This is a genomic window from Streptomyces sp. NPDC043878 (genome assembly GCF_056435735.1).
On the sequence record NZ_JBWKDW010000002.1, the window covers coordinates 382570 to 406459 of the forward strand.

General features: G+C 73.0%; 25 protein-coding genes. 6 read left to right on the forward strand and 19 right to left on the reverse strand.

Going from position 1 to position 23890, the window contains the following annotated elements; genetic code table 11:
- Window positions 1-32: 32 nt before the first annotated feature.
- The gene (locus AC07AZ_RS05450; protein ID WP_478844181.1) at window positions 33-728 is read right to left on the reverse strand and encodes a DUF4142 domain-containing protein; all 696 of its coding nucleotides are present in this window, start codon (window positions 726-728) and stop codon (window positions 33-35) included.
- A 294-nt stretch (window positions 729-1022) separates the two neighbouring features.
- Between AC07AZ_RS05450 and AC07AZ_RS05455 the strand changes: the two genes are divergently transcribed.
- Window positions 1023-1715: a DUF6445 family protein gene (locus AC07AZ_RS05455; RefSeq protein WP_478844047.1), complete on the forward strand. Its 693-nt coding sequence runs from the start codon at window positions 1023-1025 to the stop codon at window positions 1713-1715.
- A 62-nt stretch (window positions 1716-1777) separates the two neighbouring features.
- Here the strand turns inward: AC07AZ_RS05455 and AC07AZ_RS05460 are convergent, their stop codons facing one another.
- Window positions 1778-2902, reverse strand: coding sequence for a M24 family metallopeptidase (locus AC07AZ_RS05460; RefSeq protein WP_478844049.1), 1125 nt, complete (start codon window positions 2900-2902; stop codon window positions 1778-1780).
- Window positions 2903-2969: 67 nt separating this feature from the next.
- On the reverse strand, window positions 2970-3506 hold the full coding sequence (locus AC07AZ_RS05465; RefSeq protein ID WP_478844051.1) for a hypothetical protein: 537 nt from the start codon (window positions 3504-3506) through the stop codon (window positions 2970-2972).
- Window positions 3507-3722: 216 nt separating this feature from the next.
- Here AC07AZ_RS05465 and AC07AZ_RS05470 point away from each other — a divergent pair, with 216 nt between their 5' ends.
- Complete coding sequence (locus tag AC07AZ_RS05470; protein WP_478844053.1) at window positions 3723-4226, forward strand: DUF7144 family membrane protein; 504 nt, start codon at window positions 3723-3725, stop codon at window positions 4224-4226.
- A gap of 200 nt (window positions 4227-4426) precedes the next feature.
- Here AC07AZ_RS05470 and AC07AZ_RS05475 read toward each other — a convergent pair whose 3' ends face one another.
- The gene (locus AC07AZ_RS05475) at window positions 4427-4798 is read right to left on the reverse strand and encodes a DUF6479 family protein (RefSeq protein ID WP_478844055.1); all 372 of its coding nucleotides are present in this window, start codon (window positions 4796-4798) and stop codon (window positions 4427-4429) included.
- 411 nt (window positions 4799-5209) lie between these two features.
- Between AC07AZ_RS05475 and AC07AZ_RS05480 the strand changes: the two genes are divergently transcribed.
- The gene (locus AC07AZ_RS05480; protein WP_046247661.1) at window positions 5210-5413 is read left to right on the forward strand and encodes a cold-shock protein; all 204 of its coding nucleotides are present in this window, start codon (window positions 5210-5212) and stop codon (window positions 5411-5413) included.
- Between the two features lie 250 nt (window positions 5414-5663).
- On the opposite strand, the gene AC07AZ_RS05485 is transcribed toward AC07AZ_RS05480, so the two are convergent.
- The 3 genes from AC07AZ_RS05485 to AC07AZ_RS05495 form a co-directional block, all read right to left on the reverse strand.
- Complete coding sequence (locus AC07AZ_RS05485) at window positions 5664-7601, reverse strand: YncE family protein (RefSeq protein ID WP_478844057.1); 1938 nt, start codon at window positions 7599-7601, stop codon at window positions 5664-5666.
- 243 nt (window positions 7602-7844) lie between these two features.
- On the reverse strand, window positions 7845-8504 hold the full coding sequence (locus AC07AZ_RS05490) for a response regulator (protein ID WP_478844059.1): 660 nt from the start codon (window positions 8502-8504) through the stop codon (window positions 7845-7847).
- Window positions 8492-9628, reverse strand: a complete 1137-nt coding sequence (locus AC07AZ_RS05495; RefSeq protein ID WP_478844061.1) for a sensor histidine kinase — start codon at window positions 9626-9628, stop codon at window positions 8492-8494. The genes AC07AZ_RS05490 and AC07AZ_RS05495 overlap by 13 nt, the downstream gene beginning before the upstream one ends.
- 516 nt (window positions 9629-10144) lie before the next feature.
- Here AC07AZ_RS05495 and AC07AZ_RS05500 point away from each other — a divergent pair.
- Genes AC07AZ_RS05500 through AC07AZ_RS05510 form a run of 3 tightly spaced genes read left to right on the forward strand, consistent with a single transcriptional unit; the run spans window position 10145 to window position 13614 of the window.
- Window positions 10145-10315 carry a hypothetical protein gene (locus AC07AZ_RS05500; RefSeq protein ID WP_478844063.1) on the forward strand — a complete coding sequence of 57 codons (171 nt, stop codon included), beginning with the start codon at window positions 10145-10147 and terminating at the stop codon, window positions 10313-10315.
- Entirely contained in the window at window positions 10312-11067 is a 756-nt protein-coding gene (locus AC07AZ_RS05505; protein WP_478844065.1) for an ABC transporter ATP-binding protein, read from the forward strand. The genes AC07AZ_RS05500 and AC07AZ_RS05505 overlap by 4 nt, the downstream gene beginning before the upstream one ends.
- 6 nt (window positions 11068-11073) lie before the next feature.
- Window positions 11074-13614 carry an FtsX-like permease family protein gene (locus AC07AZ_RS05510; protein WP_478844067.1) on the forward strand — a complete coding sequence of 847 codons (2541 nt, stop codon included), beginning with the start codon at window positions 11074-11076 and terminating at the stop codon, window positions 13612-13614.
- A 110-nt stretch (window positions 13615-13724) separates the two neighbouring features.
- Here AC07AZ_RS05510 and AC07AZ_RS05515 read toward each other — a convergent pair whose 3' ends face one another.
- The 12 genes from AC07AZ_RS05515 to AC07AZ_RS05570 all read right to left on the reverse strand — a co-directional run bounded on the left by AC07AZ_RS05515 (window position 13725) and on the right by AC07AZ_RS05570 (window position 23807).
- Window positions 13725-14378, reverse strand: a complete 654-nt coding sequence (locus AC07AZ_RS05515; protein ID WP_478844069.1) for a hypothetical protein — start codon at window positions 14376-14378, stop codon at window positions 13725-13727.
- A gap of 113 nt (window positions 14379-14491) precedes the next feature.
- The gene (locus AC07AZ_RS05520; RefSeq protein WP_478844071.1) at window positions 14492-15967 is read right to left on the reverse strand and encodes an MFS transporter; all 1476 of its coding nucleotides are present in this window, start codon (window positions 15965-15967) and stop codon (window positions 14492-14494) included.
- 261 nt (window positions 15968-16228) lie between these two features.
- On the reverse strand, window positions 16229-16417 hold the full coding sequence (locus tag AC07AZ_RS05525) for a hypothetical protein (RefSeq protein WP_478844073.1): 189 nt from the start codon (window positions 16415-16417) through the stop codon (window positions 16229-16231).
- A gap of 211 nt (window positions 16418-16628) precedes the next feature.
- A complete protein-coding gene (locus AC07AZ_RS05530; protein WP_478844075.1) occupies window positions 16629-17024 on the reverse strand; it encodes a luciferase domain-containing protein in 396 nt (131 codons plus the stop codon).
- Between the two features lie 169 nt (window positions 17025-17193).
- Complete coding sequence (locus AC07AZ_RS05535; RefSeq protein WP_478844077.1) at window positions 17194-17583, reverse strand: hypothetical protein; 390 nt, start codon at window positions 17581-17583, stop codon at window positions 17194-17196.
- A 92-nt stretch (window positions 17584-17675) separates the two neighbouring features.
- A complete protein-coding gene (locus AC07AZ_RS05540; RefSeq protein ID WP_478844079.1) occupies window positions 17676-19187 on the reverse strand; it encodes a DEAD/DEAH box helicase in 1512 nt (503 codons plus the stop codon).
- A 323-nt stretch (window positions 19188-19510) separates the two neighbouring features.
- Entirely contained in the window at window positions 19511-19714 is a 204-nt protein-coding gene (locus AC07AZ_RS05545; RefSeq protein ID WP_033176054.1) for a cold-shock protein, read from the reverse strand.
- Window positions 19715-20023: 309 nt separating this feature from the next.
- On the reverse strand, window positions 20024-20350 hold the full coding sequence (locus AC07AZ_RS05550) for a MerR family transcriptional regulator (protein WP_478844082.1): 327 nt from the start codon (window positions 20348-20350) through the stop codon (window positions 20024-20026).
- A gap of 522 nt (window positions 20351-20872) precedes the next feature.
- Window positions 20873-21241, reverse strand: a complete 369-nt coding sequence (locus AC07AZ_RS05555) for a helix-turn-helix domain-containing protein (protein WP_478844084.1) — start codon at window positions 21239-21241, stop codon at window positions 20873-20875.
- Window positions 21242-21447: 206 nt separating this feature from the next.
- Complete coding sequence (locus tag AC07AZ_RS05560; protein WP_478844085.1) at window positions 21448-21765, reverse strand: SCO5918 family protein; 318 nt, start codon at window positions 21763-21765, stop codon at window positions 21448-21450.
- Between the two features lie 6 nt (window positions 21766-21771).
- The gene (locus tag AC07AZ_RS05565; RefSeq protein WP_478844087.1) at window positions 21772-22155 is read right to left on the reverse strand and encodes a CBS domain-containing protein; all 384 of its coding nucleotides are present in this window, start codon (window positions 22153-22155) and stop codon (window positions 21772-21774) included.
- A 44-nt stretch (window positions 22156-22199) separates the two neighbouring features.
- Window positions 22200-23807: a DEAD/DEAH box helicase gene (locus AC07AZ_RS05570; protein ID WP_478844089.1), complete on the reverse strand. Its 1608-nt coding sequence runs from the start codon at window positions 23805-23807 to the stop codon at window positions 22200-22202.
- Window positions 23808-23890 lie beyond the last annotated feature (83 nt).

The window sequence follows — 23890 nt, forward strand, 5'->3', positions numbered from 1 at the left end:
ACGGCGGGGCAGGGGCCCGCGGGGGCCGGCCGTCACCCCACGGTCGGCAGCGGCTGCGGGGTCTGGGTGCTGTTCGCCGGCGGGGTGAGGACGACCTCCGGCTGACCGGCCGGCGGGGCCGGCGGCGTCAGGTCCGTCTTGGGCAGCTTCGGCGGGGTGGTCTGCGTGAAGAGCGCCTGGTCGAAGTTGACCAGACCGGTCTTCTCCATGACCGTGATGTGGTCCAGGACGGTCACGTTGGCCTGGTCGGCCAGCGCCCGCACCAGGGAGTTCTTGGTGGTGGAGCGGATCTTCGCAACCGTGTTGAAGATCGACCCGTGCGTCACGCGCAGGATGTTGGCGAAGTCCACGTCGAACTGCTTGCCGGTGTCCGCGCTCAGCTGCGACACGAAGCCCTGCTGCTGCGGGCTCGCCACGTTGGGGAGCGTGATGTTGAGCATGGGGGCGATCTTGCGGCAGGTCGCGTCGAGCCCGGCGTGCCCGTCGATCAGGTGCTGGCTCGCCGTGAGGACCCCCTTGGTGGTCCCCTTCTGCAGGCCGATCTGACCGACCGGGTACTCCCACAGCCCCGCCGCGCGCACCTTGACCACGAAGTCCCGGTCGGACTCCGTCAGCGGCCCCCACTGCGTCTGGGCGATGATCCGGTCCGGCGCACTGGAGACGGTGCTGAGACCCAGCATCGACGGATAGGCCAGCGCGGCAAGGGTCAGGCCGAGGGCACCGCCCACGAAGATCGTTCCCGTCGCGTTCCGCGAAAAGCGCACCATGCCTCCTGCCTCGTGGCGGTCCCGCCGTCAGGCGGGTCGGACGCAGGGAAATACGGAGGCGGCGCCACCGGAAACCTTTTGAATTGGTAAAGAGTGAGGCCGGGTGCTGTGACGAGGGCCTCAGCCGGACCGCGTGCGGCCGTCCGGTGCCGGTGGTCAAAGGGCGCATAAGTCACTAGGTGCACGCGCGAGTTGACGGAATGTTGACCGCGCTGCGGGAGAGTCGAGACGATCCCCCGTCCTACATTCGGCCGCATGCCCCCACAGCCTCCCCGCCTCCCCACGGCTCGTCCCGCCCTTCCCGTCCTGCCCTACCGCAAGCCCACCAAGGGGCGCGACTACTGGGTCCTGGACGACGTCCTGTCCGATCCGGACGCCGTCCGCGAGCGGTGCCTCGCCAAGGACGACTGGATCGAGGGCCACCCCCACAAACCCGAGAGCTGGCCGGGACTGCGGGCCATGCCCGGCCTCGACGCGGCCGAACTGGGGCGTGTCGAGGCACTGGTGCGCAAGGCGACCGGGGCCGGCCGCCTGTGGGTGCAGCAGGCGCCCGGCGGCGGAACGCTCAACCACAACTGCGTGCAGGTCGTCGGCGAGGGCGAGAGCGAGCCCCGGCCGCACACCGACTCACGGGCCCTGTGCCGGTACGCGGCCGTGCTCTACCTCAACCCGTCGGTGCCCAAGGACTGCGGGACGAGCTTCTACCGGCAGTCACTGCCCGGCGGACGGCTCGGCGGCAACGTCGTACAGGCCCCGCACAACAACCTCGTCGACGCGCTCGGCACCCGGTTCGTGTCCGCCGACGCCTTCGAGGAGGACGTGCGCGTGCCGCACCGCCACAACCGGCTGCTCCTGTACAGCGCCAACCTCGTGCACAGCGCGACCGGTTACTGCGGGACCACGCTGGAGGAGAAGCGCATGACGGCGGTCTTCTTCTGGATGGCGTGAGGCCCGGTTCCGGCTGGATGGCGTGGGGCCCGGTTCCGGACGGCGTGCGGGCCGACGACCGCTCAGGACACGATCGCCAGGTCGTGCGGGGTCGTGTTGAGCCGGCGCCCGGCCTCCTCGGTGCACGTCACGACGTCCTCGATGCGCACCCCGAAGCGGTCGGGCAGGTAGATGCCGGGTTCGATGGAGAAGCACATGCCGGCGACCAGCGGCTCGTCCTCGCCCTCGGCCAGATACGGCGGTTCGCGGGTGGTGACGCCGATGCCGTGTCCGGTGCGGTGCACGAAACGGTCGCCGTAGCCGGCGTCCTCGATCACCGTGCGGGCCACCCGGTCGATCTCCCGGCAGGGCGTGCCGGGCCGTACCGCCTCGAAGGCCGCCTGCTGCGCGGCCCGGACGACCCCGTGGACCCGCCGTTCCTCCCGGGTCGGCTCGCCGACGTGGACCGTGCGGGTGGTGTCGGAGCCGTAACCGTCGCGCAGGCCGCCGAAGTCGAGCACCACCATGTCGCCGTCCTCGATGGTGCGTTCGCCCGCCTCGTGGTGCGGGTCGGCGCCGTTGGGGCCGGCGCCGACCAGGGTGAAGTCGACCTGGCTGTGGCCGTGTTCACGCAGCAGCCGGGCCAGGTCGGCGGCCACGTCGGCCTCCCGGCGCCCGGCGAAGCGCACGGAGAGGATCTCCGCGTACGCCGCGTCGGCCGCCGCGCCCGCGGCCGCCAGCCGGGCCACCTCGTGCGCGTCCTTGACCGCGCGCAGCAGCGGCAGCACCACGGTCAGCGGCCGGTAGGTGGTCAGCGGCAGCGCCTCCTGGAGGCCCAGCAGATGCAGTGCCCAGGTGGAGTCGCAGACGCCGTAGTGGCCGTGCGGGCGCAGCAGTCCGGCCGCGGCGGCGTACGGGTCCTGGCCGTCGTGCCAGACGAAGGTGCGCAGCGCTCCCGCGCCGGGAGCGGTCTCGGCGTCCGGCAGTTCCCGGGCCGGTACCAGCAGCCGGGGTTCGGAGTCCGCGGCCAGCACCAGCAGGGTCAGCCGCCCGGTGTCCGCCGCGGGCCGGTAGCCGCACAGCCGGACCAGGTCGGGTCCGGGGGTGACGAGCAGCCCGGCGAGCCCGGCGAGGGCCGCCTCCCGGGCGGCACGCGTCATCCGGGCCGCGTAGTCCGCCTCCGTGAAGAGTTCCGGTGTCTCGCTCATCGCCTGCCTCGGTGCCTCGTCGCCCGGTTCTCACGCGGCCCGGGGGCCGCGCAGGCGGTGGGCGGGCTCAGTACCGCACCGCCCGCGCCACCTTCGTGCGCACCTCTCCCTTGCCCGTGTCGGTCAGCTTCCGGTTGCTGCGGGCCGTGGCCTTGCCCGACCCGCCGGCCGGCACGTCGGACACGGTGACGACGACCACGTCGAGCAGCCCGCCGTCCTGGCCGGTGAAGTCGACCTGCACGGCGAAGGACTTCGCCGAGCCCGCGGTGTTCGCGGCGGTGACGTCGACCGTCGTCCGTCCGTCGGCGTCGGTGGCCGGGGTGCCGAGCGTGACGGACCCTTTGGCGTCGGTCCCGCCCTTGATGTCGTCGAAGGTGCGGCCGGCCTCGGCCGTCGCCGACGCGTACGCCTCCGAGGCCCGCGAGGCGAGGGAGGACGCGGCGGCCGTCACCTCGGCGCCCGCCGACCGGGCCGCCGAGGCGGCCTTGCTGACCGCGTCCGACGGGCTGTCGTCGCTGGAACAGCCGGTCAGCGCGGCGGCCACGGCCACCACGGTGGCGGTCAGCGCTCCGGCCGTCGTCCGGCGCGCACGGTAACCGGCCATCTCGCCTCCAGAAGTCTCGCCCCGGGCCTGCGTAACCCGTGTGGGTGTCTTCCGTCCCAGTGAAGATCGGCGGGCGCCCGGCCGCATGCCGGGCGTCACCCGTTCGGCCCAGCTCCCGTGGTGGCGGCCCGGCTCCGGCCGGATCGTCGGAGAACCGACGACATACGGGCGGACGGTGTACGACACCCGACGCCCCGGAAGATGTGGGGTACGGCCATGACCCAGCAGCCGCACGCGAAGCCGCCGACCGGACAGGAGCAGACCTCGGCCTGGGCCGAGGGGCACCGGCCGGCCGGCTCGGCACCCGAGGCGGGCAGCCCCGGCACGGGACACACCAACTCCGCCTGGGCATCCGGCGGCGCCGTCTTCGCCGGTGTCCTGATGCTGATGAACGGTGTTCTGGCGATCTTCCAGGGCATCTCGGCGCTCGCCAAGGACGACGTGTACGCCCGCCTCGGCGACTACGTCTACAAGATCAACCTGACCGGCTGGGGCTGGATCCTGGTCATCCTGGGCGCGCTGGCCGTGGCGACCGGCGCGGGCATCCTCAGGGGTCTCACCTGGGCGCGCGTCACCGGTATCTTCCTGGCCTCGCTGAGCATGCTGGCGCAGTTCCTGTTCCTGCCGTACGCGCCGCTCTGGTCGCTCGTCATGATCGCCATCGACTTCTTCGTGATCTGGGCGCTGGCGGTCTACCGGCCGGCGGACAGCCGGGTCTGAGGTGACCGGAGTCCGGGCCCCCGGGCCCGAGGTCGCCGGACCCGGGGCCACCTGACCCGGGGCCACGGGTTTCCAGGTGCACGACGAGGCGCCTGAAGTGTCCGAGGCGCCCGGAGTGGCCGAGGCACTCGAAGTACCCGAAGCGGGGCTGCCCCCGTCCCCCGTGGACGGCAGGGCGGCCCCCGCGTCGTCCGGGCCCGTTACGTGTGTCCCAGGCCGCCGCTGCCGAAGGAGCCGCTGGAGCCGGGCTGCCAGCGCCGCCGCCGCTGGTCCTCGCCCCGCCTGGTCCCGGCGTGGCGGAGCTGGTACGGCATGAGCCGTTCCGTCTCGTCCGCCGCGACGGGGACCTCCTCGGCCTCCCGCATCTCCCGTGTCTCGCGGATCGCGCCGGTCGCGGGCAGCCGGGGCTGCTCCTCCGGCCTGGGTCTCGGGGACTCCTCGTCCCCGACCTTCATGCCCAGTCGCACGGCCCACACCAGGGCGCCGGCGATGACCAGGCCACCCGCGAAGGCCGCGAGCACGTTCAGCACGTCACCCGACTGGGCCGCCAGTTCAAACATCACGTTGCTCATAGGTCAATTATTCGCCCGTACGGGTGCAATAGCGACTCTTTGCCGCCCCCTGCCCGCCCAGCGTTCGGGTGGCGGCCGTACGGGTGACGTGCGGACCCCGCCCGACGGCGTGGCCTCACCGCCGGTGCCCGTGGTGTCTCCCCGGGTCACAGTGGGGACCTGTGACCCCCGGCGGAGAGATACGGTCGGGGCCGCGACGGAAAATCTGGTGTCGGCGGAGCAGGAATTCCGTCGGGGTCGGACACTTCTTTTTGCGCATATTCTTTCCGCGCTTTTCGGGTGCTAGGGTTGGGTCCCAGTTGCAGTTTTGGTTGCCATTTTGCTGACGGTTTTTCCCTGGCAGGTGATCATCACGGCGATGAGCGGGGCTCACGCGGTGTGAGCTCCCAGCACTGTTTCAGGAGTTATGACATGGCCACCGGTACTGTGAAGTGGTTCAACGCGGAAAAGGGCTTCGGCTTCATCGAGCAGGAGGGCGGCGGTCCCGACGTCTTCGCCCACTACTCGAACATCGCCACCCAGGGCTTCCGTGAGCTGCAGGAAGGCCAGAAGGTGACCTTCGACGTCACGCAGGGCCAGAAGGGCCCGCAGGCGGAGAACATCGTCCCCGCCTGATCTGCGCTCACCCGGCGTAACACAGGGGCCCGCACCTTCCGGTGCGGGCCCCTGGCTGTTTTCCCGAATTGTTCAAGAGTTCTACTGCTCTTCTTCCCGGGGCTTCCCTGTGGCTTCCCCGGGCTCCCCCGTGGCTTCCGCGGGGCTCACCCCCCGCACCCGCCCCCGGCCCGCTCTCCGGGCCGGCGACGGGTGACCGACGGCCACGAGCGGCAGGGGAAACCCCGCCGCCCGATGGCCGGTTGGCGGGTCAGTTGGAGAAGTACAGGTACTTCCAGGAGCCGTACGTCGTCGAGTTCACGGAGTCACCGGAGGAACCGTTGACGTACGTCGAGCGCATCCGCGCCTTGATGCCGGCCTCGCCCGGGGCGCCCAGACTCACGGCCGACTTGCCGTTCGTGCCGAGCCCGAAGTACTCCGAGTCGGCCGAGTTCCACGTGCCGTTGTAGTAGACCTCCAGGTCGAACCGCTGCTGGCGGCCCGGGTAGTAGGTCATCGTCGTGGTGAGCAGCGGGTCGGTGCTCTTGTGGAACCAGTAGTACGAGTGCGAGCCGATCCGGCCCGTCTTGTAGTGCCTGGAGACGGACGTGGAGATCTTGACGCGGGCGTACGCCGTGGACTTCACCGACTTCGGCGCGTAGCGGGCGTCACCCTTGAAGACGGCGGTGACGGTCGTGTCGCGGGTCATGTCCACGGTCGCCGAGAGGTTGCCGTGGGAGTTGACCTTGCCGGTCTTGATGAGCTTCTTCGGCTTGTCGCCGCCGAAGGGGTCGGCCCAGATCTCGACCGTACGGTTCTTGTACGTCGTGCCGAGGTGCGCCGTGAACGAGACGTCGGTCCCGTAGTCGTAGAGGTTGCCGTTCTTGTTCAGCGTCAGGGCCGTCGAGGCGCGGGAGACCGCGACCTTGTCGGAGCCGCTCGCCGAGGAGTGCTCGGCGTCGCCCGCGTAGCTGACCTTGTACGTGACCGTGCCGCCGGCCGGCGGGGTGTCCGTGAAGGAGTACGTGCCGTCCGCCTTCACCGTGGCGGCGGGCAGCGCCTTGCCGTCCGGGCTCTCCAGGTCGGTGCGGGTGACCTGGACCTTCACGCCGGCGGGCAGCGGAACCGTCGCCGACAGCTTGCCCTTGACGGTGAGCTGCTTGGCCCGCGGGGCGGTCGCCGGGGCGCTGACCGTGAGCGTCGGGGCGTTCAGCGTCGGACCGGTGAGCGCCTTGAGGACGTAGGCGCCGCCCGAGGGGACCAGCGCGAAGAGCCGCGAGGAGTCCGGGGCCCAGGCCAGGTCGCCCGTGCCGTCGCTGCTGGTGGTGTAGGTGCGCACCGGCTGGGTGGTGTTCGGCTTGTAGACGGCCACCTTGTCGCCCGCGACCTGGGCGATCAGGCCGTCGGCGGCGATGTCCGCGCGCTGCCCGGCCGGGTAGGAGCCGGCCGCCTTGAACGTGCCGTCCGCGTAGGCGTCCCGGTCGTGGCCGTTGACCAGGACCTGCTTGCCGCCGGGTATCAGGTCGATGTCCCCGATGCCGCTGTTCAGCGAGTAGTCGCCCTGGTACCAGGCGACCTGCTGCGGGGTGGCGCCGGACACGTCGAGGACGGCCATCGAGTCCGTGGAGATGCCGGTCTCGCCGACCGCCAGCACGCCCGGCTGGTTCGGGTCGGTGTCCAGGAGCGCCTGGCCCCAGACCTTGTTCGAGTACTGGCCGAGCGTCACCGGGTCGGTCTCGCCCGCCGGGTCCACGGCCGGGTCGACCGAGCCCAGGTCGCCGTCCCACTGGTCGCCGTAGGAGAACCAGAGCTTGCCGCCGGCGAAGGCGACGTGGCGCGGGCCGGTGGTGGTGGAGACGGTGTAGCGGTGCTTGACGTCGAGGGTGGCCGCGTCGAGGGCCACGATCTCGTGCAGGTCGGGCGCGGCCGCGTACAGGGTCGCGCCGTCCTCGGACAGCGCCAGGTCGGAGATCTGGCCGATGCCGCTGATCGAGTCGACGAGGGTGCCGGAGTAGTTCGCGGCGACGATCCGGCCGGCCGAGCTGTCGCCGACGAAGACCCGCTGCAGGGCCCCGTCCGCGACGATGCCGCCCGGCGAGGTGACGGTCGCCGAGGCGGCCGACGCCGTACCGGCCGCGACGACGCTCAGCGCCGCCGAGCTGAAGAGAACCGCGAGCGTCGTCGCGGTAGAGATGCTGCGCCTGCGCACAGTGCTGATACCCCCACAAGAAAACCGGTGGGACACCGGTAGTTGAGTGCGCCGCGCAACGCCCGGATACGACCGCTGATCGCGGTGGCGTCCGGGGCGCGGCTGCTATGCGCAGCGTATGGCATGCCTGTGACAGATGAGGAGGGGGTTTTCCGCCGGGGACCGCGGGGTCGGCCGCCAAGGCCGCGCCGGGTCCGCCGGCCGGTGGTAGCGCTCCCATCCCCGCGGACCCTCCCGCGTCGCTCAGGCCGGCCGGCGGACGTCCTCCAGGTAGCGCAGGACGGCGGCGACCCGGCGGTCCACCCGGTCGGTGGGGGCCAGGTCGAGCTTCGCGAAGATGCTGCGGATGTGCTTGTGGACGGCGCCCTCGGTGACCACCAGCCGTTCGGCGACGGCCGTGTTGCCCAGCCCCTCGGCCATCAGCGCGAGCACCTCCCGCTCGCGCGGGCTGAGCCGGTCCAGGCGGCTGTCCTCACGCGAGCGGGTGAAGAGCTGCACGACCACCTCCGGGTCGATCGCGGTGCCTCCGGCGGCCACCCGGCGCAGCGCGTCGAGGAACTCCTCCACCCGCCCGACCCGTTCCTTGAGCAGATAGCCGAGGCCGGCCACGCCGCCGGTGAGCAACTCGGTGGCGAAGGACTGCTCGACGTACGCGGACAGCACCAGCACGGCGAGCCCGGGCTGCCGGCGCCGGGCCTCGACCGCCGCCACGATCCCCTCGTCGGTGTGGGTCGGCGGCATCCGTACGTCGAGGATGGCGACGTCGGGCGTGTGCGCGCCGATGGCGTCCAGCGCGCCGTCGGCGGTCCCGGCGGTGGCCACCACGTCGAGGGACTCGGCGCGCAGCAGCAGCGCCAGCCCCTCCCGCAGCAGCGGGTCGTCCTCCGCGATCACGATCCGCATGGCAGGTCCACCTCCAGGCTCGTCGGTCCGCCGGCCGGGCTGGCCAGCGTGAGGGTGCCGTCGTGCGCCGCGATCCGGCGGCGGATGCCGGTGAGCCCGGAGCCGGCGCTCTCGTCGGCGCCGCCGCGGCCGTCGTCGCCGACGCGCAGGCGCAGCCGGCCGGCGTGGGCGCGGGCGGTGACGGTGGCGTGCCCGGCGCCGCTGTGCCGGGCGATGTTGGTGAGGGCCTCGGCGACCACGAAGTAGGCGGTCGCCTCGACGGAGGCGGCGCAGCGCACGGGTACGTCGACGTCGATCCGGCAGGGCACCGCGCACTGGGCGGCCAGTCCCGACAGCGCGCCGGCCAGCCCCCGGTCGGCCAGCACCGGGGGCAGGATGCCGCGCGCGACCGTCCGTAGTTCGGCCAGGGCCTGTTCGGCGGCGGACTGGGCGCGTTCGAGGAGTTCGTCGGCGCCGGCCGGGTCGCGGGCCACCATCCGGCGGGCGGCGCCGAGCAGCACGGTCACGGTGACGAGCCGGTTCTGCGTGCCGTCGTGCAGGGAGCGTTCGATGCGGCGCAGTTCGGTGGCGTGGGCGTCCAGGGCGGCGGCGCGGGTGGCGGTGAGTTCGGCGACCCGCAGGGACAGGTCCGTCTCGGGGCGGGCCGCGAGCAGCCGGCGTCCCGGCCGCTCCTGGAGCCGGGCCATGCCGGGGGTGAGGCCGAGGATGATGGCGGTCCAGCCGGCCCCGAGGAGGAGCACGGCGAGGGCGCCGGGCCACGAGCGTGTGGTCCCGATGCCGGGCGACGTGCTCGTCACGTTGTCGGGCACCAGGCGCCACCACAGCGGGAACGTGCTGTCGCGCACGGCTGCGACCGGCAGCAGGACCCCGAGCAGCCCGAGGAGCAGTCCGAGGGTGGCGTGCCGGACCAGCCAGCGCAACTCGCGCCGGGTGACGGGGTCGGCGAGGGCGGTGCGCGGCCGCGTCGGCGGGGGCTGTGGGGCGAGGACCTCCGGACCGTGCCGGCCCAGCCGTTCGCGTTCCCGGCCGGCCAGGGCGTGCAGGGCGCGCAGCACCGCGGGCGCCATGAGCAGGCCCGCACCCACCGGGACGGTCAGGGCGGTGACAGCCAGCCAGCACAGCACCCCCAGCGCTCCCGCCGCGGTGCCCAGCCCGCCGGCCAGCCGCCCGAGAGCGCCGAACGCTTCGCCGAAGGCCCGCGCGAGGACCTCCCCGGCCCCGGCACGGCGCCCCCCGCCGTCTCGCGGCCGGCTCCGGGGCCGGTCGCGGCGGGATGCCGCCCCCTGATGGTCATCAGCCCTCCTCTTCGCGCGACGGAACGGAACGGTGCGGGACGGGCGCGACGGGACGCGGACGGACGGGACGCACGGGACAGGTCCCGGCCCGCGCCGGTACCGGCACCCCGCACCCGCACCCGCAGCCGCTCTCCCGCACCCGCGCGTTCGCGCGCCCCCCCACCCGACTCCCCTGCCCGGCTCGTGAACGACCTTAGAGCGCACCGCAGTTCACGTCAGTCACAGGGGCCGGGAGTACAGCCTGCTGTACCTCGAACCGGGCGGTGGGCGGGATCGGCTCGCAGGGGGTCCGGTCCATAGCGTCGGTGACGACAGCAGACGGGGAATCGAGCGGAGGAGACCTCCATGTCGGACGCGGTGCGCACACTGTTGTGGACGCTGGTGGTGGTCAGCGTGGTCGCCAACACGGTGGCGTCGTACGCCGGTGCCGGTACGGCCGTACACCTGGCCATCGGCGCGACGACGGCCGTCTGTGTGGCCGCCCTCGCCGTCCGCGGACTCCAGGGCCGGCGATGAGGGCCGCGACACACCCCGCGAGCACCACGCGGCGGGCGTCGGCCATCGAGCTCACGGACGTCACCAAGGAGTACCCGGGAGGGGTACGCGCCCTCGACGCCGTGTCGCTGACCGTGGCACCCGGCACGTTCCTCGCGGTGATGGGCCCCTCGGGCTCGGGCAAGAGCACGCTGATGCACTGTGCCGCCGGGCTGGACTCCCCGACCTCGGGCAGCGTCCGTGTCGACGGCCGTGAGATCGCGGGCCTGAACGAGACCCGCCGTACCGAACTGCGCCGGGAGCGGATCGGGTTCGTGTTCCAGTCCTACAACCTCATCCCCTCGCTCAGCGTCGAGGACAACATCACGCTGCCTCTGCGGCTGGCGGGCCGCGCCCCGGACCGGGACTGGGTGGACATGCTGGTCGAGCGGGTCGGACTGGCCGACCGGCTCACCCGTCGTCCCGCCGAGCTGTCCGGCGGCCAGCAGCAACGAGCCGCCCTGGCACGGGCGTTGGCGGCCCGGCCGGCAGTCGTCTTCGCCGACGAGCCGACCGGCGCGCTGGATCTGCGCAGCGCCCGCGACGTGCTGGACCTGCTGCGCGAACTCGTGGACACGCTGGGCCAGACGGTCGTGATGGTCACCCACGACCCGGCGGCCGCCGCCCGCGCCCACCAGGTGCTGGTGATGGCCGACGGCCGGGTCGTCGAGTCCCTGAACGCCCCGACGGCCCCCCGACTCGCCGACCGGCTGGTCATGTTGGGGGAGAGGTAGAAGACGATGCTGCATCTGGCGATACGGATGGCCGGGCACCGCCTGGCCGCGCTGTCGGCCGTGGCGTGCGCGGTGCTCGGCGGCGCGGCCCTGATCACCGGCACCGGAGTGCTGGCCGAGTCCGGTCTGCGCTCCCACCTGCCGGCCGGCCGGCTGGCAGGCGCGGACGTGGTGGTCGCGGCCGACCAGGAGTTCCGCCCGGGCGGTGGCGACCTGCCGGTCGCGCTGCCGGAACGGCGCCGCGTCCCCGCCCGGCTGACCGCCGAACTCGCCGCGCTGCCCGGGGTCACCGGGGCGGTCGGCGACCTCGGCTTTCCCGCCGCTCTCGTCGACGACTCCGGCCGGGCGGTCCCGGGCGTCCGGGACCCGGCGACGGCGGGGCACGGCTGGTCCTCGTCGCGCCTGTCGGCCGCCGCGCGCGTGGCGGGCCGTCCGCCGGCCGGCTCCGGCGAGGTGGCGGTCGACAGCGCCCTGGCCGACGCCGCCGGGGTGCGGCCCGGTGACCGGGTCCGGGTGGTGGCCGCCGGCCGGACCGCCGCCGCGTACCGGGTCTCGGCGGTCGTCGCCGCGCCGGACGCGGGTCTCCTCTTCGCCGACCCGACGGCCCTGCGGCTGTCCGGCCACGGCACCGGAGCCGACGCGACCGTCGACCTCATCGGTCTGCGTACGGCGCCCGGCGCGCGGGAACGCGTCGCCTCCGAGGTCCACACGAAGCTGGCGGGCACCGGGCTGCTGACCCTCACCGGGGGCGGGCGCGGCGACACGGTCTCCCCCGGCGTGGGCGCCTCCCGCTCCCTGCTGATCCTGCTGTCCGGTTCGCTCGGCGGGATCGTCCTGCTGATCACCGGGTTCGTCATGGCGAGCGCGCTGGCGGTGGCGGTCGGCGGCCAGCGCCGCGACCTGGCGCTGATGCGGGCCGTGGGAGCGACCCCGCGGCAGATCCGCCGCCTGGCCGCGGCCCAGTCCGGCGTGGTCGCGGCCGTGGCCGTGGCCCCCGGTGTGGGACTCGGCTACCTGCTGGCCGGCCGGTTCCGCCGGCTGCTGACCGACCAGGGTGTCGTCCCGCCCGAACTCCCGCTCACGATCAGCCCGTTGCCGGCTCTCGCGTCCCTCCTGCTGATGGCGGCGGCCGTCCAGCTGTCGGCCCGGGGAGCCGCCTGGCGCACCTCGCGGATGCCCGCCACGGAGGCCGTCGCCGAGTCGCGCAGCGAACCCCGCGGCCCGTCGAGGGCCCGCACCCGCGCCGGCCTGCTGGTGCTGGCCGGCGCGACGACCCTGTCGGTGACCCCGCTGTTCTCCCGCACGGTCGTCGGCGCGGCGGCCACCTCCATCGCGGGCATCCTCGGGGCGATCGGCCTGGCACTGACCGGCCCGGCGCTCGTGCGGGGCATCGGCTCGCTGGCGGTCCGGCGCACCCGGTCCGCGTCCGCCCCGACCTGGCTCGCCGCCTCCAACGTGCGCGCCTACGCCCTGCGCAACGCGGGGATCGTCAGCGCGCTCGCCATGGCGGTCGTGTTCGTCCTGACATACGTCCTCACCCAGACCACGGTCCTTGCCGCCACCGCCCGCGACACGCGGGCCGGCACCCTCGCCCAGCAGCGGCTCACCGCGCCCGGCCTGGGCGGCCTGCCCACCGGTACGCTCTCCGCCGTACGGCACACACCCGGCGTACGCGCGGCGGCCCCCGTCGGCTCCACCACCGTGGTGTGGCGCTACGAGCAGCTCGGCGACCCCCAGGCCGAGGCGCAGACCGCGATGATCCTCACGCCGTCCGCGGCCGGCGTGCTCGACCTGGACGTCAGGGACGGCAGCCTGCGCCGCCTGACCGGCCGCACGGTCGCCGTCAGCAGCGACGTCGCCCGCACCCGGGGGGCCCGGCCCGGCCGGCACGTGAGCCTGGTGCTGGGCGACGGCACGAGGACCGACGCCGAGGTGGTCGCCGTCTACGCCCGGGGCCTCGGCTTCGGCACGCTCGCCCTGTCCGGCGACCTCGCCGCCGGGCACACCACGACGGCCCTCGACCAGTCCGTCCTGATCCGCACCGACGGCACGGCCTCGGCCCACCGTCGCCTCACCGCCTTCGCGGCCTCCCGGCCCGGCCTGGCGCTCGCCGGCACCCGGCTCCCCGCCGCCGACGGCCTGGAGGACGCCCCGCCGGAGGTGTGGATCAACCTGGCCACCGTCGTGGTCCTGCTGGTCTACCTCCTGCTCAGCATCGCGAACAAGCTCGTGGCTGCCACCGCGCAGCGCCGAACCGAGTTGGCCACGCTACGGCTGAGTGGTACGACCCCCCGTCAGATCCGGGCGATGATGCGCCGCGAGGCCGCGGTCACGGCCGCCACCGCCCTCACCGCCGGCCTGCTGCTGTCCGCGATCCCGCTGATCCTCCTGGGCCAGTCCTTCCTGGGCCGCCCCTGGCCCGCCGGCCCCGGCTGGCTCCTGCCCGCCCTCGCCGTCACGATCACCGCGACCGCCTTCCTCACCACGACCCTCCCCACCCGCCTGGCCCTGCGCATGCCGGCAGCGAACGTCGTCCGCGCCCAGTGACGGCCTTCGGGGAGGGCTGTCGTACGGTCGCCGCTGCCGACGCCGAGAGGGCGGCCGGCCCCCGTGAACTCCACGGTGCCAGGCCGCCCTTGGCGGTGGGTGGCCCGGCGTCACCCCGAGGGCGCCGGTGAGACCGTCCAGGACGAGGCCGGGCGCAACCGCCCGAGCGCTGCCGCCGCCCGGCTCGCCGGCCCGGTGAGGCGGGCCCGCGTCCGCCGGGCACGGGTGTCGGCGCCGACCGTCTCCCCGGCGCGCGCGGGGGCCGCCGTCGCCGTGGCGCGGGTGCGGCCGGTGGCGAAGACGAAGAGCCGCAGGAGCAGGAAACGGCCGAGGCCCGCGACGCCCGAGGCACCGAGGTACACGATCTCCTCGGTCAGCGTGCCGGGAGACTGCCGCACCAGGTGCAGGACGAGCATCGCGGCGCAGGTCACCGCGTAGGCGGCCGCCGCCGAACCCGCGGACTGCCAGTGCCGGCGCAGGCCGGCCCGGCCGCCCGTCCCGAAGGTGAAGCGCGCGTGCAGCTCGGTGCACAGCAGCGTGGACGCGACGGTGATCAGCGCGTTCGCCACCGCCCAGGGCATCAGCCCGGCCAGCCCCGCCACCGCGCCGCTGGAGAGCACCCCGACGCCGCCGCCCAGCACCGTGAACCGGAGGAAGGAGGTGAGCGGTCCGGAAGCGGCGGCCGCTCGGGCCGTCGTCTCCTGGCGCTCCACGCGCCCCGCCTCGTGCGCCGCCGCGGGCTTCGGCGAGAGCAGCGTGTTCATGGGCGTTCCTTCCGGATACGGCGAGACGAGACGGGGCGGTGGCCGTGCGGGGCGTGTGGGTGAGGCGGCGCGGTGAGGCGCGTGGTGCGGTGGGCCGGGGGACCGGTCCCGGGTCAGGCCCTGGCTTCGGCGGTCGCCGGGGAGGTGGGCGCCGGGTCGGTGGTGCGGGCCGGGACCGGACGCTTCGGGATGAAGGTGGCGAGGGCGAAGGCGAGCAGGGCCGCTCCGGCACCGATGGCCATGACGGTCTTGAAGCCGTTCTCCGCCGGGAGGGCGTAGCCGCCGAAGTCGGTGGTCATCTGGGCCAGTACGACGCCGGCGATGGCGCTGGCGAAGGAGGTGCCGAGCGAGCGCATCAGCGTGTTGAGGCTGTTGGCGGCACCGGTCTGGGTGGGGTCGACGGCGCCCATGATGAGGGCGGGCAGGGCGCCGTAGGTGAAGCCGACGCCGGCGCCGATGACGCAGGACACCAGGACGAGATGCCAGACCTCGCTCATCAGGACGAGGCTCACGCCGTAGCCGGCGGCCACGATCAGGGCGCCGATCATCAGGGTGACCTTGGGTCCCTTGGCCTTGGTGACTCCGGCGGACACGGCGGACATCGCCATCATCACGAGGCCCTGCGGGGCCAGTACCAGGCCGACGGTCAGCATCGACCTGCCGAGGCCGTAGCCGGTCTGGGTGGGCAGCTGGAGCAGCTGCGGCAGGACCAGGGACATCGCGAACATCGAGAAGCCGAGGGCGACGGAGGCGAGGTTGGTGAACAGGACCTGCTTCCTCGCGGTGGTGCGCAGGTCGACCAGCGGCTGCCCGGCGCGCAGCTCGTAGAAGCCCCAGGACAGCAGGATCATGACGGCCGCGGCACCGAGACCGAGGGTGGTGGCGCTGGTCCAGCCCCAGTCGGAGCCCTTGGAGATGGCGAGCAGCAGGCAGACCAGGCCGGCCGAGAGTCCGAGCGAGCCGACCAGGTCGAAGCGGCCACCGGCCCGCACCTTGGACTCCGGCACGATCAGTACGACCAGGACGAGGGCGAGGGTGCCGAGGGCGGCGGAGACCCAGAACAGCAGGTGCCAGTCGAAGTTGTCGGCGATGAAGGCGGCCGAGGGCAGGCCGAGGGCGCCGCCGACACCGAGGGAGGCGCTCATCAGGGCGGTGGAGCCGGCCAGCCGCTCGGCGGGCAGGACGTCACGCATGATGCTGATGCCGAGCGGGACGACCGCGGCGGCCAGGCCCTGCAGCGCCCGGCCGATGATCATCGGGAGCAGGGAGTCCGCGAGGGCGCAGACCACCGAGCCGGTCACCAGCAGCACGATGCTGACCAGCAGCATGCGTCGCTTGCCGAACATGTCGCCGAGCCGTCCGACCACCGGGGTGGCCACGGAGGCCGCGAGGAGGGTGGCGGTGACAGCCCAGGCGGTGTCGGAGGCGGGGGCGTCGAGGAGTTTGGGGAGCTCGGGGACGATCGGGATGACCAGCGTCTGCATGAGGGAGACGACGATTCCGGCCAGGGCCAGCACCGCCACCACGGCGTTCGACCTGGGAGGGGCGGGCGTGGCCGCCTCGGCGGGTCGGGCAAGGGCGTCGGACATGACAGGGACCTCCGTCGGCGCATCTGAGGTTTGCTTGACTTACTCAAGCATAAACAAGATTGATTGAGTTAAGCAAGTGCAAGAGCGAGGGGGACCGTGCCCGTCGCCCGTCGTGGCGGAGGGGGCGGCTGGGCGCCCGCCGTGGGTGGCGGTGATGCCGACCCGGTCCGCCAGGTCGACGAACCGCCACCAAGCACGCTGTCACCAGCTCGGCGGAGGTGCGGCTTGGCCGGCGTGGGGCCCTGGGCGACGAACTCCGGATCAGCCCCGCGCCCGCCGGGGGCGCCCCTGAAGGAGTGCGACCCCCGCGCCGACCGAGACGACGGCCATGCCGGCACTGGTCACCAGGCCCTGCACGCCGTCGACCGCGAAGGGGGCGACCGCCGCCACGGTGAGGTTGAACAGGAAGAGGAACCACAGGACGGGCTTGGAGGAGAGCAGCGCCTTCATGGGAGGGACCTTTCGGGGAGAGCCGTGGACTCCCCGACGGGGAGCCGTTGACCTGGTGAGATCAACGATCCCGTGCCGCGCCCGCCGTCACGAGGGAGCGCTCTCCCCGACCGGGGGTGTAGCCCGCTACACCCGGCGGTCTCCTTCGGGCCGTACTCCGGGACGGCCTGTCGGCTCAGCGGTCGGGCCGTAGCCGGTACGGCCCGTCGGCTCAGCGGTCGCCGGCGTGCCCGCGCGGCACCACCGTGACACGGCGGAAGTTGCAGGAGGCGAGCGGCGGGGCCGCGCCGGAGCCCTCGGCCAGATGGGCCTTGAGGGCGACGCTGACCAGACTCATCAGCAGGTCGACGTCCCCGCCGCAGTCGAGGTGGACGGTGACCCAGCGGGACCCCGGCACCAGGTGTACGGCGGTCGACCCGCGTAGGTCGTCGCGGAACCGCTCGATCGCGGGGACGGTGAGATGCAGGTCGACGTCCCGGTCCGAGTGGAAGTGGACGATCTCGTGGTGGACGGAACGAAGAGCCCGCCCGGTGCCACAACTGGGCAGGCCCGCACTGAGATCGGGCCAGACCTCCAGTCGTTCCATGGCTCGCTCGGCCAGAGTCATGGCCCCATGGTCACCCGCTCACCGCCCCGCAACCAAGGGTTGAGCGAAAATTAACCGCGCCGTGAGGTGGGCGGGTCCGAGCGAGCGGCGGGACGCCGTCACGGACGCCCACCGCCCGATGTGCCGAAGGGCCGGCCCGGCGCTCACGCGGCGGGCCGGCCCGGCGTGCTCACTGATCCGAGTAGCTGATGTCCCCGACGGTCCAGGCGTTGACGTCCTCCAGGGCGACGCGGTACATGCCGCCCGTGTCGGGGATGCCGAAGTTGCCCTGGAGGATGCGGGCCACGTGGAAGTGGAGGTGGGTGGGCCGGGCGCGGGGTCCCGGTGCCTCGCCGCCGGAGTCCGTGACCGGGTCCGGTGCGGTGAACACGTCGGAGAAGGGGGCCAGTTGGGCGGAGTCCCGCAGCACTTCGGCCACGCGCTGCTTCCACATGGCTTCCGGGGCCAGACGTCCGGTGATGACGGCTCCGGGGATCACCACGGTGAGGGACATCCGACTGTGCTGCTCCGACTCCACTCTCGCGGCGAGGTCGACGAGCAGGTCATCAGGGTGCGACATGGGTCAGGAGCCTACTCCAGTGACGTACCGACCGGGTGTCGCGGGGGAGGTTGGGTCCGGCCGCCCCGGAACTCCGGGGGGCCGGGACCCGTTCAGCGACCGCTCGCCTGCGGGGCGGACCGGCGGCGGCCCTGGCCGGGACGGCCGCGCCGTCCGGCGGCGGGGGAGCCGGTGCGCTTGGGGCGTTCGGCCGCCACCGGCGGGGTGACGACGACGGGCACGCCCGAGGGCGCCTGCGCGCCGGTGATGCGGTTCAGCTCGGACTCGCCCGCGCGGACCCGGGTGGTCTGCGGGGTGATGCCGGCGTCGGCCATCAGGCGGGTCATGTCCCGCCGCTGGTGCGGCAGGACCAGCGTGACGACGGTGCCGGACTCGCCCGCACGGGCCGTACGGCCGCCGCGGTGCAGGTAGTCCTTGTGGTCGGTGGGCGGGTCGACGTTGACGACGAGGTCGAGGTTGTCGACGTGGATGCCACGGGCCGCGACGTTGGTCGCCACCAGTGCCGTGACGTGGCCGTCCTTGAACTGCGCCAGGGTGCGGGTGCGCTGGGACTGGGACTTGCCGCCGTGCAGGGCCGCGGCCCGGACACCGACGGCGAGGAGCTTCTTGGCCAGCCGGTCCGCCGCGTGCTTGGTGTCCAGGAACATGATCACGCGGCCCTCGCGGGCGGCGATCTCCGCCGTGGTGGCGTGCTTGTCGGCGTCCTCCACGTGCAGCACGTGGTGCTCCATCGTGGTGACGGCGCCCGCGGAGGGGTCGACTGAGTGGACGACCGGGTCGGTGAGGTAGCGGCGCACCAGCAGGTCGACGTTGCGGTCGAGGGTGGCGGAGAACAGCATCCGCTGACCGTCGGGCCGGACCTGGTCGAGCAGCGCGGTGACCTGCGGCATGAAGCCCATGTCGGCCATCTGGTCGGCCTCGTCCAGGACGGTGATCGCGACGCGGTCCAGCCGGCAGTCCTGCCGGTCGATGAGGTCCTTGAGCCGGCCCGGCGTGGCGACGACGACCTCGGCACCGCCCCGCAGAGCGCTCGCCTGGCGGCCGATCGACATCCCGCCGACGACGGTGGTCATCCTCAGGCGCAGCGCCCGGGCGTACGGGGTGAGCGCGTCGGTGACCTGCTGGGCGAGCTCACGGGTCGGTACGAGGACGAGCGCGAGCGGCTGCCGGGGCTCGGCGCGCTGCCCCTCGATGCGGGCCAGCATGGCCAGGCCGAAGGCGAGGGTCTTGCCGGAACCGGTGCGGCCACGGCCCAGGACGTCCCGGCCGGCCAGCGAGTTCGGCAGCGTCGCGGCCTGGATCGGGAACGGGGAGACGACACCCTCGACGCCGAGAGCGGTCAGCAGCTGCTCCGGCATGTCGAGTTCGGCGAACGCCTCGACGGGCGGCAGGCCCGGGGTGAGGGTCACCGGCACGGCGAACTCCCCGCCGGGCGCACCTCCGCCACGGCCGCCCCTGCCCCCGCCCTTCGACGAGCCGGAGGCGCCCTGGCGCCCGGCCGGCTGGGGGCGGAAGCGGCCCCGCCTGGAGGAGCCGGTCGCGCCCTGGTCCGCGCGCGAGCGGGAGGCGGAGGAGTTGTTGTTCGTGCGAGCTGTGCGGTTCATGGGGAACCTTCCTCGATGCGGCACGTATCGAGGAATTCCTTCGAGCGCTGACGAGCCGCATTGAGGATTCACAAGACTGAGCCGAGGTAAAAAAAATGAAGCCGGTCCGTGGGCCGTGGACCGGTGCGCCCGGTCGGTAAGGCCGCACGCCGTGCCGCGAGAACGCGGTGCGGTGTCCTGGCGCCGGTGCCGGGCGGTTTTTCCGTACGTCCGCGAGGCCCCGCCGGGACCTGTGGGTCTCTTTCGGAGGGGACGCGGAAAAGGCAATGCGCTGGGGCCCGCACCCAAGAGTGCGGGCCCCAGCCACGTAGTACGCGTCAGCGTCAGGCGGGAACGATGTTCTCGGCCTGCGGGCCCTTCTGGCCCTGCGTGACGTCGAAGTTCACCTTCTGGCCTTCCTGAAGCTCGCGGAAGCCGGAGGCGGCGATGTTCGAGTAGTGGGCGAACACGTCAGCGCCGCCGCCGTCCTGCTCGATGAAGCCGAAGCCCTTTTCCGCGTTGAACCACTTCACGGTGCCAGATGCCATATTGAATCTCCCTTTGGGGCAGTACCCGGAGCCCGCACCTTGCAGACCCGGAGTCGCAGTGGCGATGTACCCCGCCCGAAGCTTTTAAAGCTCCGGGAAACGAAAAGAGTGCTCGTCGACGGAAGGTCGGAAGAGCACTCAAAGTCTCTGGTAACCAAAACTGCAACTCTGATCACGTTACCACACGTCGGGGCGCGGGGTTCGGGGGCCAGGTGGCCCCTGTGTAATTCCGCGTGTCCTCCGTCCGTATTTCTGTCGCAGCGGCAGTAGATATCCGGCTCCGCGCGTCGTACAAGATCGGCGGGCGGGTCAGTGCCTGCTGTCCTTCTGCCCGCGCATCTGCTCGTTCAGGCGCAGTGCTTCCTCGAGCTGGTCCTCGAGGATGATGATGCGGCAGGCGGCCTCGACCGGGGTGCCCTGGTCGACGAGCTCGCGGGCGCGCGCGGCGATGCGCAGCTGGTAGCGGGAGTACCGGCGGTGGCCGCCCTCGGAGCGCAGCGGGGTGATGAGCTTGGCGTCACCGATGGAACGCAGGAACGCGGGGGTCGTGCCGAGGATGGCGGCGGCCCGCCCCATGGTGTACGCGGGGTAGTCGTCGTCGTCGAGGCTGTCCACGGCGGGGGAGTCAGCGGGCATAGCACCTTCGTTTCAGGGACGCATCGAGGGGCCCGGGTGCGTTCGGCACCCGGGCCCCGAGGGGTTCAACACCATCTACCGGCTGTGTGTCGCGCCGGCTCTGCGGTTCCGCACGGACGCCCGGAAGAGGCGGGGGTGCGGGGATCGTGAATGCTTGACCGGGGACCACCTTCCATTCTGGGGCCTGCGGCACCCGGGCCGGTCGTGCCCTGCCCGGGCGATCCTGATGGCGTTCGCTCCTTACGTTGCCTCGGACAGGCTGGCGTACTGCTCGCGGCCTTCAGGGGCCGGTACTGCGGTCCTGCCGCGAGGCAGTTCGCTGTCTGCCTCGCCCGCTCGATATCTCGGTTACGGGAGAAACTCTACGACCCTCGACTCCGTAATGTCTACTCTTGCCGCGACAGATTTTTGGTGTCTGTGGGTGGAGGAACCCTCTGCACACGGTGACGCCCGCCACGGACCGTGTGTGCGGGGGGAGTTGACCGGTCGGGAGCCCGGGATGCCGCTGCCCGGACGCCCCGATCAGCCCGAGCCGACGCCCGATCCCGCCCCGGAACCCCCGCCGCCGCCCGCCTCGTGCGCCGCGCGGCGGTACTCCGCGTGGATGCGCCGGGCTTCCTGGAGCTGGTCCTCGAGGATGACGATGCGGCACGCGGCGTCGGTGGGGGTGCCCTGGTCCACGAGTTCGCGGGCGCGGGCGGCGATCCGCAGCTGGTAGCGGGAGTACCGGCGGTGGCCGCCCTCCGAGCGGAGCGGCGTGATCAGACGGGCCTCGCCGACGGCCCGGAGGAAGCCGGGGGTGGTGCCGAGCATCTCGGCGGCCCGGCCCATCGTGTAGGCGGGGTAGTCGTCGTCGTCCAGCCGACCGTTGAGCGGGCTGTCTGCTGTCATGTCACCTCGTTGTGCAACGCGCGCGTCGAGGGGCCCCGATGCCGTACGGCACCAGGGCCCCGGCTGAATTCAACACCATCGGCCGGTCACGCCGTCGGGCCGGTGGTGCGGGACGTCGCCGCGGGACATGGCGAAGGCCCCGGCGACACCTTGGGTTCTGGTGTTCGCCGGGGCCTTCACGGTTCGGTGAGCGGTGCGGAGCGTTCTCAGGCGTCCGCGGTGGTGGTGCTGCCGAGCAGCTGCGACGCGTTCTCGAGCGGAGTGAGAGGGGTCACGGCCGGGGTGGCCTCGGGGTGTTCGTGGCAGGTGAAGCCGAGCCGGACCATGGCCCGGGTGACCTCGCCGCTGGAGAAGTCACGGCGGTCCTGACGGGTGACGACCTCACCCACCTGCTTGACGGGGTAGCGGCGGCGGCCGATGGTCACGGACTCGCCCGTGACGGGCTCGGGCGTGATGCCCTTCATCGAGGCCAGCACTCCGTCCTTGGTCAGGTCGAACGGGTACCGGGCGATGACACAGCGCATGTTGCCTCACAGGGAGAAGGGAAACGGTGCCGGCCGGGCGAGTGGATCGGCGGGGACGAGAACGCCCGGGACGATGCCATTCTCGCCGACGGCGACGGTCCGGACACCGAGGGAGGCGGATGATCCGCCGAGGATGTCCCGCAGGCGGACCCGGTCCGTGTACGTGGAGCTGCCGCGGGCCAGGGTGAGCTGGGCCCGGCTGACCGAGCCGGTGCGCTGGTCGTCGGCGTCGCACAGGACCAGGTGTTCGACCCGGGCACTCGTCATGACCAGGTCGGCGACCTCGACGGTCATGTCGTCACTGACCCGCGGTCCGTGCCCGCCCGGCTCGTCGCTCACGGTCAGGTGGGCGGGTACCGCGCGGTGCCGTTGCGTGCGAACCGGTGTCAAGGTGCCTCCTGCCGAGATGGGTGAGCTGCCGGACCACAGGGCCTTCAGGCCGCCGGGTCGACGACGGGCCGGCGCGGCGCCCTGGCGCGCGAGGGGGCGCCCGTGCCGGCGGGCGCGCCCTGGCCGCCGCGGCCACGACGGCTGCGGGACGACGAGGAGGACCGCGAGGCCGACGACGGGGACGAGCTGCGGCGGGCCGGGGCCGGGGAGGTGATGACGACCGGGACGCCGGACGGGGCCTGGGCGCCGGTGATGCGGCTCAGTTCCGCCTCGCCCGAACGGACGGGCGTGACCTGCGGGGTGATGCCGGCCGTGGCCATCAGCCGGGTCATGCCGCGGCGCTGCCCCGGGGTGACGAGGGTGACGACGCTGCCGGACTCGCCCGCACGGGCCGTACGGCCGCCGCGGTGCAGGTAGTCCTTGTGGTCGGTGGGCGGGTCGACGTTGACGACGAGGTCGAGGTTGTCGACGTGGATGCCACGGGCGGCGACGTTCGTGGCCACGAGCACGGTGACGTGCCCGGTCTTGAACTGCGCCAGGGTGCGGGTGCGCTGCGGCTGGGACTTGCCGCCGTGCAGGGCGGCGGCCCGGACACCGCTGTTCAGCAGGTCCCTGGTCAGCCGGTCCACGGCGTGCTTGGTGTCCAGGAACATGATCACGCGGCCGTCGCGGGCGGCGATCTCGGTGGTGGTGCGGTGCTTGTCCGTGTCGTGCACCTGGAGGACGTGGTGCTCCATCGTGGTGACGGCGCCCGCGGAGGGGTCGACGGAGTGGACGACCGGGTCGGTGAGGTAGCGGCGCACCAGCAGGTCGACGTTGCGGTCGAGGGTGGCGGAGAACAGCATCCGCTGACCGCCGGGGCGCACCTGGTCGAGCAGGGCGGTGACCTGCGGCATGAAGCCCATGTCGGCCATCTGGTCGGCCTCGTCCAGGACGGTGATGTCGACCTGGTCCAGCCGGCAGTCGCCCCGGTCGATGAGGTCCTTGAGCCGGCCCGGCGTGGCGACGACGATCTCGGCACCGGTCCGCAGCGCACCGGCCTGCTTCCCGATCGACATCCCGCCGACCACGGTCGCGAGCCGCAGCCGCACGGAGCGGGCGTACGGGGTGAGCGCGTCGGTGACCTGCTGGGCGAGCTCACGGGTCGGTACGAGGACGAGGGCCAGCGGCTGCCGGGGCTCGGCGCGCCGGCCGGCGGTTCGGGCCAGCAGCGCGAGACCGAAGGCGAGGGTCTTGCCGGAACCGGTGCGGCCACGGCCCAGGACGTCCCGGCCGGCCAGCGTGTTCGGCAGGGTCGCCGCCTGGATCGGGAAGGGCACCGTCACGCCCTGCTGGCCGAGCGCGGCCAGCAGATGCGAGGACATGTCGAGGTCGGCGAACGCCTCGACCGCGGGCAGCCCCGGCGTCATCGTCTCCGGCAGCGCGAACTCGCCCTGCAGGGTCTGCCGGCCTCCGTAGCCGCCGGAGCGGCGCGGGCCGGCGGCGCGGCCGGAGCCACCTCCGAACCGGCCACCGCTACGGCCGGAAGCGGAGCCGGACGCCGAGCCGGAGCCGGAGCCGTAGCCCGAGCCGTAGCCGGAGCCGCTCCTGCCGGAGGACGAGCCTCCGGTGCGAGTGCGGGTGAAACGTTCGTTCGTGCGGGCGCGGTTCATGCGAAACCTTCCTTGACAGGGCGCGTTTGGCACGTATCAAGGAATTCCCGCGGCATGGAAGCGGCAGTGGGAATCGCGAGAAC